Raw genomic sequence first — 14,320 nt, forward strand, 5'->3', positions numbered from 1 at the left:
ATGTCACGCCCGCCCCCCGCCGCGAAGTCCGCGGCCGACCGGTTCTGCTCACGTCGGGAACCGGCCCTCCACGCCGCTGATCAGCTCGATCGTGTTCCCGTCGGGGTCCTTGCCGTACACCGCCTTGAGGCCTTCGAAGGGCCCGCCGGTCACCACGACCGGCTTGGAGAGGAACTCCACACCGAGGGCCCGCAGGCGCTCGTACTCGGTGCTCACGTCGTCGACCGAGAGCGCGATGTGGAAGCTGCCCACGTCGTTGGAGGCGAGGGGACGCGCCCCCTCGCCCTCGGGGTCGACGTACTGGAGGAGTTCGATCCGGTGGTCGCCCAACGAGACGAACATCAGGAGCAGTCGGGCGTTCTCGACGCCGACGACCGTCCCCAGCCAGGCCTCGTCGACCGGCGCCGGCTCGGGGAAGCTCCTCGTGAAGCCGAGAGCCTCGTAGAACGCGATGGACGCGTGGATGTCGGAGACGGTGATGCCCGTGTGGTGCATCGACACATTCGGCATGTGCTTCCTTCCGGTTCTGCTCGCGGACCGGACCGGTCCGACGGGGTTCGACGGGTCCTCAACGGACGGGTGCGGCCAGCCCGAGGTTGCCGCGCAGCGTGGCCGCCTCGTATGCGGTACGGAACCTGCCGCGCCGCTGGAGTTCGGGCACGACCAGGTCGACGAAGAGTTCGAGGTCGTCGGGCAGCAGCGGATTCTGGATGACCAGTCCGTCGCACGCCTCGTCGTCCACCCAGGCCTCGACGAAGTCGGCGACGTCCGCCGGGCTGCCGGTGACCTCGGGGTGGCCGCGCCCGCTGGAGAGCGCTCCGAGCAGGCCGCGCACGGTCATCTTCGGGTTGTTCTCACGGATGAGCCGTACCGCGTCGAGGAAGCCGCTGTGACGGGCGTCCCCGGTGGGCGTCAGGTCGGGGATCGGGCCGTCCAGGTCATACGGGCCGAGGTCCATGTCGGTGAGGAAGCGGATCTCCCCGATCGCGACCACCGGGTCGAGGCCGTCCAGCATCAACTGCCGTCCGGCCCGCGCCTCGCGCTCGGTCGCGGCCACGAACGGGCTCATGCCCGGCAGCACCCGCACGGTGTCGGGATCCCGGCCGGCGCGGTCCGCGCGGTCCTTGATGTCCTTGTAGAACGCCTTCGCCGCGGCCAGGTCCGGCTGCACCGTGAAGACGACGTCGGCGATCTCGGCGGCGAGGCCGCGGCCGCTGTCGGACACGCCGGCCCGGACGATCACCGGGCGTCCCTGGGGAGGACGGGGCATGTTGAGCGGGCCGTCGATCCGGTACGCCCGCCCCTGCCTGTCCGGGATCCGGGAGCCGTCCAGGCTGACGAAGCGCCCCTGCCCCCGGTCCCGGGGGAAGGACTTCTCGTGCCAGGTGTCCCAGTAGGCGAGGACGCCGTCGACGACCTCCCGGGCGTGCCCGTACAGCTCTTCCTTGGTCCGCGGCGGCGTGACACCGACCCGCCGCTCCACCGCCAGCGGGGTGGTGACCACGTTCCAGCCCGCGCGACCGTGCGAGAGATGGTCGAGCGAGCCGAAGATCCGGGCGAGCTGGTAGGGGCTGTTGACCGTCGTGGAGCTGGTGGCCACCAGGCCCAGGTGCTCCGTGCAGGTCGACAGGGCCGCCAGCAGGGTCAACGGCTCCAGCACTCCGTAGGGCGTGTTCTCGAAGGCCTGAGGGCTGTGGTGGTCGGCGCCGATCGGGCCGAGCAGGTCCGCCAGGAACAGGAAGTCGAGCTTGCCTCGCTCGGCGGTCCTGGCGACGTGCGGGAAGAAGGCCACGTCCCTATGGCCCGCCGGGTCGCAGTCGCGGTGACGCCACGCCGCCTGGTGCGCCCCTGGCGCGAGAGCGAGAGCGCCCAGGTGGATGCGAGAGGTGCCCATGCGCCGGCCTTCCTGATGCCTTGGTCCCGGAGCGGCCCACGGCCGGATCGGCCCTATCCAGGGAGCGGGGAGATGCCGTACTGCGGCTCTTGGCATCGCCTCGCTGCTCCGGGACCTCTGCGGTACGACCGGACAACCCAATAGATGAAATACTATATATTTAATTCTGGCCAGTCAAGACTGCCTCTGTTGCAGCCGGGAGCAGGACGAGATCCGCCACCCTGCGGCGGTGCCACGCCGACGACCCGAACAGCGCGGCGTCGCTCGTGGCCCTTTTCAGCCACAGGTGCGCGTCGTGCTCCCAGGTGAAGCCGATACCGCCGTGCACCTGTACGGCGTCGCCGCAGACACTCAACGCCGCGTCACCGGCATACGCCTTCGCGGTGGCCACGGCGATCGCGGCCTCCTGAAGCGGACCGTTCCAGGCGTCCAGGGCCGCCCCCACCGCGGCTCGCGAGCACTCCACGGCGATGGCCATGTCGGCGCACTTGTGCTTGACCGCCTGGTAGGAGCCGATCGCGCGGCCGAACTGATGCCGCTGGGCGGCATAGGCGGCCGTCTCCTCGGTGGTGCGCTCGACGAGCCCGAGCCCCGAGACCGCGACGGCCAGCGCACCAGCGCGCTGCACCCGCTCGATGAGCGGGCCGGCCACGCCCGGACCGGCCAGCAGCCGGTCGGCCCCCACCTCGACCCCGGTCAGGACGACCCGGCCCAGCCGCCGGGTACGGTCGACCGTCTCGATGTGCTCGATCCTCGCCTGGGCCGAGTCGATCGCCGCCAGCACCGGACCCTGCGGCCCGACGGCCCCGACGATCAGCGAGTCGCTGCCCACTGCGTCCACCACGTACCCGCTGACGCCGTCGAGCCGTGTCCCGCGCCCGACCGGAGTCGCGCGTACCTCCCACGTCCCGGTGGACGGCCGCCCGTCCGGACCGCCGACGGCCACGGCCACAGTGCGCTCCCCCACCGCGATCCCCGGCAGCAGTTCCGCGGCCACCGCGCGGTTGTCGGTCCCGGTCAGCGCGGTCGCCGCCAGAACACCGGAGGAGAGGATGGGAAGCGGCACGACACCCCTGCCCAGCTCGTGCAGCACCACGGCCATGTCGGCGAACTCGGCACCGGCTCCGCCGTACTCCTCGGGGACGAGCAGCCCGGCCAGCCCGAGTTCCACGACCGTGCGCCACAGCGCCGGGTCGTGTCCCTCGGGTCGGTCCAGTGCCGTCCGCACCTGCTGCGGACCGGCCCGGTCGGTCAGCAGGTCGCGTACCATCGCACGCAGGTCGTCCCGTTCACTGCTCATCGTGGCTCCCCGGCTGCCCGGGGCTCGCGGGGAAGGCCCAGGTGACGTTCTCCGATGATGTTGCGCTGGATCTCGTTGGTGCCGCCCGCGATCGTCCAGGACCAGGAGCCGACGAAGTCAGTCAACCAGTCGCCGCTCTCCCAGCCGGCGGACATCAGCAGCGGTCGCGACACCTGGGCCGGCAGGCCCTGCAGTTCGACGGCCGTGTGCATGAGGCGCTGCAGCAGTTCGCTGTAGCAGACCTTGGCGATCGAGGCCTCGGCGCCGCCGCCGCGGCCCTCCATCGATTCGATCATGCGGGCGCACAGGCCGCGCAGGATCTGCACCTCGCCGTAGAGCCCGCCGAGCCGTTCCCGTACGGCCGGATCCTCCAGCACCGGGCCGCCGTCCTCGCCGCGCCAGCCGGCGGCGGCGTCCAGCAGCGCCCGGATCCCATTGCGGTGCAGTCGCTCCACCAGTTCAAGGAGTGTGACGCCCCGCTCGGAGGCCAGCGTGCTCTGCGAGACGTGCCACCCCTCGTGCTCCGGGCCGAGCAGGTTGGCCACCGGCACCTCGACGTCGGTGAGGAACAGCTCGCAGAACTCCGCCGCGCCCGTGGCCTGCTTGATCGGCCGTACCTCCACGCCCGGCGAGGTCATGTCCACCAGCAGGAAGCTGATGCCGTGGCGCTTGGGGGCGGACGGGTCGGTGCGCGCCAGGAGGATGCACCAGTCGGCATGCATGGCCCAACTGGTCCATACTTTCTGGCCGTTCACGACATACACGTCGCCTCGGCGCTCGGCCCTGGTGGACAGTCCCGCCAGGTCCGAGCCGGCGCCGGGTTCGGAGAAGCCCTGGCACCAGACGTCACCGGAGCGGATGCCCGGGATGAAGCGGCGCCGCTGCTCCTCGGTGCCGTGGTGCAGGATCGCGGGCGCCGCGTTGTAGACCGCCACCTGGTACAGCGCGAGCCGGGGCGCGTCGGCCCGGGCCAGTTCCTGGGCGATCACCACCTGCTCCGCCAGCGGGCGGTCGGCGCCGCCCAGTCCCGCGGGCCAGTGCGAGGCGAAGTAGCCGCCCGACTCCAGGGTCGCCCGCCACTCGCGCTGCAGGACGACCACGTCCTCGGGCGACGCGCCCGCCTCCTTGGCCCGCCAGTCCCGCGGCACGTTCTCCTCGCACCAGCGCCGGACCTCGGCGCGGAAGGTGTCGAGGTCCCTGTCCGTCATCGTGAACCTCCCGGACGCCGCCAAGGCGTCACCGCCGTGTCCGGGGCAGTCACCCGCGACCGCCCACGGGCACCCGTACGCGACCCGCTCACCCGCGACCACTCCCCGAGCCGCTGCGCCTGCGCGCCTTCTCCCGCAGTTCCTCGACCACCGCCCGGTGCTCCGGGGCGTCGAAGGAGCGGTACTCCTCGGCCAGCGCGTACTCCAGCACGTCGGCGAAGGCCCGCCGCACATGCAGGTTCAGCGCCTGCTTGGTGCTCCGCACCGCCTGTGGGGGCTGGGCGGCGAGCCGCTCCGCGAGGCGCAGGGCGGCATCGACCAGTTCGTCGTCGGGCACGACGCGGTTGGCCAGGCCGATCGCCACCGCCTGCTCCGCGGGAATCCGGTCCCCCGTCAGCAGGTACTCCTTGGCGCGCAGCATGCCGACCAGGTACGGCCAGAAGAGCGTGCCGCCGTCCGCGGCGGTGAGCCCGAGCCCGACATGCGGATCGGCGAGGAACGCGCTTTCCGCCATCAGGACGATGTCGCTGCCCACGGCCAGGGAGCACCCGAGACCGACGGCCGGCCCGTTCACGGCGGCCACGACGGGGAGGGGGAAGTCGACGATCTCGGCCAGCAATCGGCGTGCCCCGTCGATCTCGTGCTGCCGCGCTTCGGTGTCGTCCCACCACCGCGCGACCGCCTCGAGGTCGCCGCCCGCGCTGAACGCCCGGCCCGCCCCGGTGAGCACGACGGCCCGGGCCTCGGTGTCGGCCGCCAGATGGGCCCACACCCTCTCCAGGGCGCGGTGCAGCCGCGGCACCATCGCGTTGAGCGACTCGGGCCGGTTCAGCGTGACCACCCGCACCGGCCCGCGTTCCTCTATCAACAGCTCCGGTGCGAAAGGGTTATGCGGTCCTTGCACAACAACTCCTGTCGTACGACGCCCTGTCGACGCGGAACGCGGCTGCGCCCGAAGCGCTCACTGCCATTTCACGACGCCGTCGCGGCCGAGTTCCTCGATGCCCTCCTCGTCGTAGCCGAGTTCGCGCAGGATCTCGCGGGTGTGCGACCCGAGCGGCGCGTAGGCGTTGCCCTCCACGCAGGGTGTCTCGCTGAACTCCAGGACCGGGGCGTGCCGGAAGTAGGCGGTCCCCTCGGTTCCGGCGCCGGTCTTCGCCGGCACCATGAACCCGATCTCGGTGGTGTGCGGGTCCTCGTGGAGGAAACGCTTGTGCCCGGGGCCGTCGGCGCGCACGCAGGCTGTGCCGCGGCCGGTGAGGAACTGCTCCCAGTCGGCGGCGGTCCGTGTCTTGAACACGCCTTCGAGTACCTCTCCGAGCTCGCCCCGGTGCTCGTACCGGCGCGCGCTGCTGCTGAATCGCACGTCGCCGGGCAGGTCGCTCCGGCCGAGTGCCTCGCACAGGGCGGCGAACTCCGCGTCCCACATCGCCGCGAGGAACACCCAGCCGTCGCCGGTCTCGTAGAGCCGGTAGGTCGCCTCCAGGCCCAGCTGCTGCCCGTCGGGGTTACGGCGGGGCGGCTTGCCCGGGTAGTCCATGGCGTCGTCGGAGTTGCAGTAGACGACCGAGCCCATCATGGTCGTGTCGACGCACTGCCCCTTGCCGGTGCGGAACTTCCCGGCGAGGCCGAGCATGATGCCGGTCGCCACACCGCTGCCCGAGATCGGGTCCGGCGACTGGTCGCCGATGGGGCTGTTTCCCTCGCCGGACTGGAAGACCGAGTTGCCGGAGAAGGCGCCGATGGTGGGGTTGAAGGCCGCGCGTCGGGAGTCCGGTCCGGTGGAGCCGTACGCGCTCGCGTGCACGTAGACCAGATCGGGCTTGACCTTGCACAAGCTGTCGTAGTCGATGCCCAGCCGCTCCGGGACCCCCGGGCGGAAGTTGTGCATGACGACGTCGGCCTGCGCGACCAGTTGGCCGAGGATCTCCCGGCCGGCCTCCGACTTGAGGTCGACGCAGACGCTTTCCTTGCCCTGGTTGCAGCGGATCATGCCCTCGTTCGTGGCGAGCAGCCGATACGGGTCACCCGACCGCGGCTCCACCTTGATCACGCGGGCGCCGAGGTCGGCGAGCAGCGCGGTGGACCAGGGCGCGGCCAGCCAGGAGGCCAGTTCCAGTACCACGATCCCGTCCAGCGGACGCTTGGGGTCCCCGCCGGTCGGCGCCGGGCGGTCGGGCACGCGGGGGTTTCCGAGGATCTCGGCGGTGTGCTCGCCCGGGACGGGTGCGGGGCGGTCGATGACGGCGGGTGTGTCCCGCAGCAGTGCGATCGGGCCGAGCTGGGCGATGGTGCCGACGCGCGGGTCCTCGACCTCGACGAGCATGCCGGAGTGGCGGAACTGCTCGTGGTGGATCGCTTCCTGCGTGGTCTGCATGACCTCGCCGGCCACGTCGGGGTTGCGCCGGTAGATCTCTCGCCACTCCGCGGACGTCTTCTCCTTCATCCGCGCCATGATCATCAGGTTGAGGTCGATGCGGTACTGGTCGTCCTCGTAGGAGGTCGGCGCTCCCGAGTAGCGGGGGTCGTCGAAGATCCACCCGAAGCCGATCGTCTCGATCCACTTCCGGAAGAGGTCCTGCTGGATGTGCGAGTGCATGATCCAGTGCCCGTCCTTGCACTCGGTGCAGAGCTGGGACGGGATCGCCCGGTAGGGGTCGGTCTCCTTGCGGTCCAGCACCAGCTCACCGCGGAGCACAGCGTCGGGGGAGACCTCACTCGCATACCGGTCGGGCGGGAGCGTCTCGCCCTCCAGCCGGCGCCAGGGGTTGTTCGGCGCCGTCACACCCGCGAGCAGGCTCGTGCTGACCCGCTGGCCGCGACCGGTCATCTGGACGACGCGCAGCGCGGCCAGGGTGCCCTGCACGATGAACATCGCGGTGTGGTACGAAGTGTCGTTGATCGCACGGAAGTTGGGCCTGCCGGGCACCCAGCCGACCTGGTCGCGCATCCGGCCCGACTTGGCGTTGACGATGCCGTCGTAGGCACCGTACTGGTGGTACGGTCCCCGCTCGCCGAACGCCGACACCGACAGGTAGACCAGCGCGGGGTTCACCCGGCGGGCGTCGTCGTAGCCGATGCCCCATGCGTCGGCCCGGCCGGGGCCGAGGCCCTCGATGACCACGTCGGCGCCCGCGAGCAGGTTGGTGATGTGCTCGCCCGCCCCGGGCGAGGTGAGGTCGAGGTCGATGCTCTTCTTGCCGCGGTTCCACACGAGGTAGGCCGGGTGCTCCCACCACGGGTCACCGCCCGCGGGCTCGATACGGACGACCTCGGCCCCGTAGTCCGCCAGGATCATCGTGGCCAGTGGGCCGGCCATGCCCTGGGTGAGGTCGAGTACCCGCGCTCCGTCGAGGATCTGTGTCATCCCTTTTCTTCCCTGTCAGCGATGCGGCAGCTGGTCGAGGACGGCCCGCGTGAGGGCCGGCGTCCGGGACCCGCCCGTACATGGACGGCCCCGGGACCCCCGGCGTCCGGCCGCGCCGGACGCCGGGGAACGCCGGTCGGCTTCCACCCGCGGTCGGTCACGACTGCGGCGACGGGCGTCCGGGCTCGAACTCGATGTGCCGCAGGGTCTTCAACGTGCTCTCGTACTCCGGCGCGGCGGCCAGCCCCTCGTCGACGACCATCGGCATGCCGGCGGCCGTACGCACGTATTCGAGCAGCTGCACACCGTCCGGGCCCGGGACGAAGGCCGGGACCTGCACGCCCGCCTCGATCAGCAGGATGTCGTCCCGGGTCACCTCCCGGTCGCCGACCTGCATCGTCCCCTCCATCACCAGCACCCAGCGGGCGTCCCGGTGCCGGTGCGGGGGCACGACCTGCCCGGCCGCGTAGCCGGTGTCCAGCATGACGCCGCGCAGCGGGTCGTCCACCTCACCGACGTTCCACACCGCGCCGCCGCCGGACAGTTCCCCGGACTCGAGCCCCTTGACGGTGTCGTTGGGGAGCACGGCCTTGCCCGCGTTCTGCTCCGAGCCCGGCGGCCGGGAGGAGAAGGGCGAGCCCGTCCTGACGTAGTCACCGCACGACGCCTCGAACATGTCGGGTGCCATCGCGAAGATGATGGACTCCCGGGTCGCGAGGGTCGGGTGGTCGCGGAACTCCTCCGCGTACCCCCCGCCGGCCCGGGCCCTGGAGAACACCTCCAGCAACTGGCAGCCGGACGGCCCCATCACCAGCGGGCCGTACTCGACGTTCTCCGGCGAGATCACGACGTCGCCGCGCTTCATCCACCGGTCACCGAGCATGACCTCGCCGTCGAGCACCACGACGGCGATCGCCTCGTCGTGCCAGTGCTGCGGCCAGTACTGGTTGGCCGGCATGCGGATGTCGGGCACGATCGTCTGGAATTCGGCGTCCTTTGCGCCGATGACCCACTGGTCGCTCCAGACCTGTCCACCGGGTGCCTCGCGCAGCACCTCGTCGTTCGGCCCTCGGCGTCCGCCGGACTGCACCCGCCGGAACACCACCTCGCGCGGTCCGGCGGCCTCGCCGGAACCGTCCGGCCCGGCCTGTTCAGCTGTCGTCATGCTCGCACCTGCTCCCTGTCTGCTTCAGGTATCCGTGCACGGTCAGGCCGTCGGCCGGACGAGGACGGCGCGCCGCCACACGCTGCCCCGTCCCCGGATGCAGGTGGTCCCGTCGGTCGCCGGGGCCCGGAAGAGTCCCTTCGTCGGCCCGGAATTCGTCCGCGGAAGTGATCTGCCGACGGCCCGTCCCGGCCACCGCACCGAAGGGCACACCCGAACACCCCAGGTGCGGAATGAAGATATTTTATATACTAGATTCTGTGCGGCCGGAGCGTCAACCATGGTGCGTCGCTTCCTCCGTCCCGGCCGCTGACGGCACCCATAGCCCGTGCCACGCTTCTGACCTGCAGCGATGCGACATCTCCGGATCCGGTCAGCGCCGGCCGGCGCTGACCGGAAGCCCCGGGGCGGGACCCCGGCCACGACCTTGACGCACCCGGCTCGTCGTGTTGAGATCCGTTACCAGCCGCTCTGCGCCAGTCCCGGAGCACGCGAAACCGGCATGCACGCGACGTCCATGCCGGCCTCAGACACCCCGTCCGGTCCTCTCGCCGAGTTCCGCCGCGCATCGGCGGCCAAGCCGGGTCATCGGAATCGGCAAAGCACCGACGGACGACCAGGGAGTTGATCAGGACGTGACAGATGGTGGAGCCCCTCCCGGTCCGACGACAGCAACCGCCGACACCGCAGCGGACGATCCGGCCCCGTCACGTCCGGTCCGGCCCCTGCCGCTGCTGGACGACCTCAACCGCTCCTACTGGTGCGGCGGGGCCGACGGACGACTGCACATTCATCGGTGCGGGACATGCGCCCACTACATCCATCCGCCCGCGCCCGTCTGCGGCAGCTGCTACGGCCGCGACGTCGGCGCCGAGCCGGTCTCCGGCCGCGGCATCGTCTACGCGTTCACCGTCAACCACCAGGCGTGGCTGCCGGACTTCCCGCCCCCGTACATCGTCGCCCTGATCGAGCTGGAGGAGCAGGAAGGCCTGCGCGTCCTCACGAACATCGTCGGCTGCGACGTCGCCTCGGTGCACGTCGGGATGCCGGTTGCCGTGGAGTTCGTCGAGCAGGCCGATGTCCATGTACCGGTTTTCCGCCCGCTTGCCGGTCATGAGGGAGAAGCCATGAACGTGCAAGCAGTGCTGCCGCGCCGTACGGCGTCCGCCCGTCGTGGCGGCGGGTCGTGACGGGCGAGCGGTTCGCACGCTCCGTGGTGATCTCGGGTTTCGCCCGCTCGGACGTGGGGCGGCGGCTCAACCGCGAGTCGCTGGATCTGACGATCGACGCATGTCTCGACGCGGTCGCCGACGCCGGGCTCACCCCCGGCGACATCGACGGCCTGGTCACCTGGCCGGGCGAACTCACCGGCGCGATGACCGGGTTCGGCAATCCGGGCGTCAACGCGGTGCAGGACGCGCTGTCGTTGAACCTCGAGTGGTACGCGACGGGCGCCAGCGAGGGGTTCAACGTCCTCGGGTCCTTCATCGACGGCTGCATGGCGGTGGCCACCGGTCTCGCCCGCCACGTCCTCGTGTACCGGACCGTGACCGAGGCGACGTACCAGGGCCGACGGCGACGAGCCGCCAGCGTGGGCGGCGACCGGGAACGGTCGGGCAGCTGGACCCAGTGGCTGGCGCCTTACGGCGCCGCGTCGGCGGCCAACTGGGCCGCGCTGCAGGCGCAACGGCACTTCCACGTCTACGGGACGACCGAGCAGCAGCTGGGCGCGATCGCGGTGCAGATGCGTAGGCACGCGGCGCTCAATCCCGACGCGATCTACCGCGATCCGATGTCGCTCGACGACTACCTGGCGGCGCGCGTCATCTCCACGCCGCTGCGGCTGTTCGACTGCGACGTCCCCGCGGACGGCGCGCACGCCTTCGTGCTTTCGCACGCGGACTACGCGCCGGACGCCCCGCACCCGGTGCGGGTCGACGCCGTCGCGGCGAGCCGGCACGGCACCGGATCGTGGGTCTTCCGCGACGACATGACGACGATGGCCGCCCACGACACGGCCGCCCGGCTGTGGCACGAGACCGACCTGCGCCCACAGAACGTCGACCTGGTCCAGCTCTACGACGGGTTCTCCATCTTCCCCCTCCTCTGGCTGGAGGCCCTGGGTTTCTGCGAACCGGGGGAGTCCGGAGCCTTCGTGGAGGGCGGGCAGCGCATCGCGATCGACGGCGACCTGCCGATGAACACCGCGGGCGGGCAGCTGTCCGAGGGCAGGTATCTCGGCTGGGGTCTGCTCCATGAGGCCTGCGTCCAGCTGCGGCGCGAGGCGGGCGGCCGCCAGGTCGCGGACGCGAACGTCGCGTTGGTCGCGGGCGGCGGCGGCAACGTCGCCCAGTCGCTGCTGTTGACCCGCCATGGCTGATCCCGGGGGCGCTACACCGGGCGCCCCCGGGAAGTCGCCGTACTGACCGAAACCGAGAAGGAGAGACCCCCCATGGTCACCCCGCACCCGCCGCAACCGCTGACGCCCGCCAGGACGGCCGTCCTGGCGCTGGATCTCACGGAGATGATCGTGGAGCACTACGCGACCGACGGCCCCGCCGCGGTCGGCAACGCGGCCACGGTCATCGAGGCCGCCCGAACCGAGGCCGCGAAGATCGTCCACGTTCTGCCGGGCGGCTTCACATCCCTGGACGCGACCTGGCCCGCCGGAAGACCACATCCCGCCGTCGCGCCTCAGGACGGTGAACTCGTGTTGGCCAAGGCCCGGATCGGGGCGTTCTCCACGACGGGCCTCGAAGTCCACCTACGCGCCGAGGGCCGGGACACCCTGGTATTGACCGGCATCGCGACCAGCGGAGTCGTCCTGTCGACCGCGCGGGCGGGATACGACCTCGGCTACCGGGTGGTAGTCGTGGACGACGCCTGCTCCGACCCGGACCGCTCCGTACACGAGGCGCTCGTCAGGCCGGTCCACCCCGACAGCTGGCTCGGTCTGTGGCGGATCGCGGAGATCACGACGGCCGCGGAGATCGTCGAGAAGCTCCGCTCGGAGGTGTGAGGCGCGGGGCCCGCCGTCCATCACAGCGACGGCCCATTGCCTCCACCCACTGATTATATATAATGCATGCATCGGTTTCGTGAGTGAGGAACGGCAGCGTGTCACATCCGACGATTCCGGAACACCTACGACGAGTAGCCGAGAGCAACCCCACCTCCCCGGCCCTGACCGATCCGGTCGGCGAAGTGAGCCACGCCGAGCTGGCCGGGCAGATCGAGTCGACCGCCCGGGCCTTCCGGGCCCTCGATCTGCCCCCCGGCGCACGCGTCGGCCTGGCGTTGGAGCCGTCGATCCCTTACGTCACCGCGGTACTCGGCGCGATGGCCGCGGGCCTGACCCCCGTGCTGATGAACACCCGCCTGGCCCCTCCCGAGACCGCCGCCTTCCTGCGACCGCTCAGCGCGGACCTGATCGTGCACGACACCGCGCATGCCGGTTGGGCCGCAGAGGTGCGGCTGGACCGGCTGCTGATGGACACGACCGCGGAGCAGGCTTCGCCGCGGGCCCGTATGGCGCCGCTCGACGGGAGAGGACTCACCGGTCCCCTCCCCCCGGTGGGCGCCGACGCGCCCGCGCTGATCCTGCCGACCGGCGGCACCACGGGCGGCCCCAAGGGCGTGTGGTTCGACCACGCCGCACTCTGGCGCGGCGTCGCGGCGTCCGCGGCGAATCTCCCCCGGCTGCCCGAAGACCGCGACCTCTACTTCGCGCCGTTCTTCCACATCATGTTCCCGGCACAGCTCCTGTACTCGCTCTTCACCGGCGGGCACACGGAGATCCTGCCCGGCTTCGACGCGGGCCGGGCACTCGACGCCATCGCGCGCGGCGCGACCCGGCTCGGCGGCGCACCGACGCTGATGGCCCGGCTGCGAAGGCATCCGGACTTCGAGAGGGTGCCGCGCGAGCGGATCACGCAGATCCTCTACGGATCCGCCCCGTCCTCGACCGAGTTCGTGGAATCCCTGGTCCGCGACTACCCGAACGCGCGAATCCACTCCCTCTACGGAGCCACTGAGTACGGCGGTCCGGTCACCTCCATCCGCCACGAGGACCTGCTCGCCGGCCGGCAGCAGGGGGTCGGGCGGTGCTGGCCGGGGCAGCAGGTCCGCGTGGTCGACGACCTGGGCAACCCATGCCCGCCCGGTACCACCGGCTACTTCAGCGTCCGCTCCCTGGGGCAGGCCAACGGCTACTGGGGCCTGCCCCAGGCAACGGAGGCGGCCTTCCAGCCTGAGGGAGTGCGGGTCGGGGACATGGGGCGGACCGACGGCGAGGGCTGGTTCCACCTGGACGGGCGGGACAGCGAGATGATCGTCACCGGTGGTGAGAACGTCTTCCCGAGCGAGGTCGAGCAGGTCCTCCACCAGCACGCGTCGGTTCGTGACGCGCTGGTGTTCGGCGTGCCCGACGACGACTGGGGCGCTCGCGTCGAGGCACTGGTCGTCCCCGAACCCGGAGCCGCCCTCGTCACCGAGGAGCTGCTGAGTTTCGCGAGGACCAGGATCGCGAGGTACAAGCTGCCCAAGCACATCCAGGCGGTCGACGCGCTGCCCCTCACCGCCAACAGCAAGCCCGACCGGGCCGCGGCGATCCGTCTGGTGTCACAGCCCGGATGAGCAGGTGCCCGGCCGCGGCGGCCGGAACGCTCAGTCGGCCGCGCGCTGCCGCTCGTCGACGTACTCCGCCAGTTGCTCACCGGAGCGCCGCATGTGCTCCTGCATGAGCCGGCGGGCACTCTCACCGTCCTTGCGCGCGACCGCGTCGATCAACTGCTGATGGTCGTGGATGGTGGTGGCGCTCCACCCCTCGATCGAGGTGTAGAAGTGAGGAGGCACCCAGCGGGACACCAGCTGGATCACGTCCGCGAGTTTGGACGAGTCGGCAGCGAGGTTGATCTCGCGGTGAAAACGGTGGTTGAGCAGCTCGAGCTCGGCGGCGTCGTGCCGCTCAGCCGCCTGGTGCAGTTGCTTCTGGATGGACTGCAGCCGCTCCACCAGCGACTCCGAGCCCTTGATCGTGGCACGGGCCGCCAGCTCGCCCGCGGCCATCGCGTTGATGAAGAAGAGGTCGCGGATGTCGTCGCCGGTCACCTTGGTGACTCGGAAACCGCGGCGCGGCGCCAGCTCCAGGAAGCCTTCCGATCGCAACGACTGCAACGCCTCACGAGCGGGCGTCGTGGAGATCTGCAGCTCCTGCGCAATCGTCTCGGGGCGCACCGCGTCGCCCGCGACCAGCACCCCGGACGTGATCCTTTCACGTACATACGCAGCGGCCACGTCGGCCAATTGCGGCCTGTCCCCTACCGACACCTCTGTCACCCTTCAGCGTCCTCGCGTGATGGCACTTCCACCAGAACAAACATTCTAG

The 14,320-nt window shown here is 70.9% G+C and carries 12 protein-coding genes; 4 read left to right on the plus strand and 8 right to left on the minus strand.

The features are described 5' to 3' along the window. Nucleotides 1-48: 48 nt before the first annotated feature. The 7 genes from ABZ490_RS23995 to ABZ490_RS24025 all read right to left on the minus strand — a co-directional run bounded on the left by ABZ490_RS23995 (nt 49) and on the right by ABZ490_RS24025 (nt 8,934). Nucleotides 49-510, minus strand: coding sequence for a VOC family protein (locus ABZ490_RS23995; protein WP_358993281.1), 462 nt, complete (start codon nt 508-510; stop codon nt 49-51). 58 nt (nt 511-568) lie between these two features. Then, nucleotides 569-1,894, minus strand: coding sequence for an NtaA/DmoA family FMN-dependent monooxygenase (locus ABZ490_RS24000; RefSeq protein ID WP_358993284.1), 1,326 nt, complete (start codon nt 1,892-1,894; stop codon nt 569-571). A 160-nt stretch (nt 1,895-2,054) separates the two neighbouring features. Further along, nucleotides 2,055-3,194, minus strand: coding sequence for an acyl-CoA dehydrogenase family protein (locus ABZ490_RS24005; protein WP_358993287.1), 1,140 nt, complete (start codon nt 3,192-3,194; stop codon nt 2,055-2,057). Beyond that, nucleotides 3,191-4,402: an acyl-CoA dehydrogenase family protein gene (locus ABZ490_RS24010; protein WP_358993290.1), complete on the minus strand. Its 1,212-nt coding sequence runs from the start codon at nt 4,400-4,402 to the stop codon at nt 3,191-3,193. The genes ABZ490_RS24005 and ABZ490_RS24010 overlap by 4 nt, the downstream gene beginning before the upstream one ends. Nucleotides 4,403-4,490: 88 nt before the next feature. Beyond that, nucleotides 4,491-5,249 carry an enoyl-CoA hydratase-related protein gene (locus ABZ490_RS24015; RefSeq protein WP_358993293.1) on the minus strand — a complete coding sequence of 253 codons (759 nt, stop codon included), beginning with the start codon at nt 5,247-5,249 and terminating at the stop codon, nt 4,491-4,493. Between the two features lie 114 nt (nt 5,250-5,363). Next, nucleotides 5,364-7,769 (minus strand): CoA transferase, encoded by a 2,406-nt coding sequence (locus ABZ490_RS24020; protein WP_358993296.1) that lies wholly within the window; start codon nt 7,767-7,769, stop codon nt 5,364-5,366. 157 nt (nt 7,770-7,926) lie between these two features. Beyond that, nucleotides 7,927-8,934: a hypothetical protein gene (locus tag ABZ490_RS24025; RefSeq protein ID WP_358993299.1), complete on the minus strand. Its 1,008-nt coding sequence runs from the start codon at nt 8,932-8,934 to the stop codon at nt 7,927-7,929. A gap of 635 nt (nt 8,935-9,569) precedes the next feature. Between ABZ490_RS24025 and ABZ490_RS24030 the strand changes: the two genes are divergently transcribed. The 4 genes from ABZ490_RS24030 to ABZ490_RS24045 all read left to right on the plus strand — a co-directional run bounded on the left by ABZ490_RS24030 (nt 9,570) and on the right by ABZ490_RS24045 (nt 13,569). Next, the gene (locus ABZ490_RS24030) at nt 9,570-10,124 is read left to right on the plus strand and encodes an OB-fold domain-containing protein (RefSeq protein WP_358993302.1); all 555 of its coding nucleotides are present in this window, start codon (nt 9,570-9,572) and stop codon (nt 10,122-10,124) included. Then, nucleotides 10,121-11,314, plus strand: a complete 1,194-nt coding sequence (locus tag ABZ490_RS24035) for a thiolase family protein (protein WP_358993305.1) — start codon at nt 10,121-10,123, stop codon at nt 11,312-11,314. The genes ABZ490_RS24030 and ABZ490_RS24035 overlap by 4 nt, the downstream gene beginning before the upstream one ends. 72 nt (nt 11,315-11,386) lie before the next feature. Then, the gene (locus ABZ490_RS24040) at nt 11,387-11,953 is read left to right on the plus strand and encodes an isochorismatase family cysteine hydrolase (RefSeq protein ID WP_358993308.1); all 567 of its coding nucleotides are present in this window, start codon (nt 11,387-11,389) and stop codon (nt 11,951-11,953) included. Nucleotides 11,954-12,051: 98 nt separating this feature from the next. Further along, nucleotides 12,052-13,569 (plus strand): class I adenylate-forming enzyme family protein, encoded by a 1,518-nt coding sequence (locus tag ABZ490_RS24045; protein ID WP_358993311.1) that lies wholly within the window; start codon nt 12,052-12,054, stop codon nt 13,567-13,569. A gap of 30 nt (nt 13,570-13,599) precedes the next feature. Here the strand turns inward: ABZ490_RS24045 and ABZ490_RS24050 are convergent, their stop codons facing one another. Next, complete coding sequence (locus ABZ490_RS24050) at nt 13,600-14,271, minus strand: GntR family transcriptional regulator (RefSeq protein WP_358993314.1); 672 nt, start codon at nt 14,269-14,271, stop codon at nt 13,600-13,602. Nucleotides 14,272-14,320: the final 49 nt, after the last annotated feature.

The sequence above is a fragment of the Streptomyces sp. NPDC005811 genome (genome assembly GCF_040630405.1).
Classification (GTDB): Bacteria; Actinomycetota; Actinomycetes; order Streptomycetales; family Streptomycetaceae; genus Streptomyces.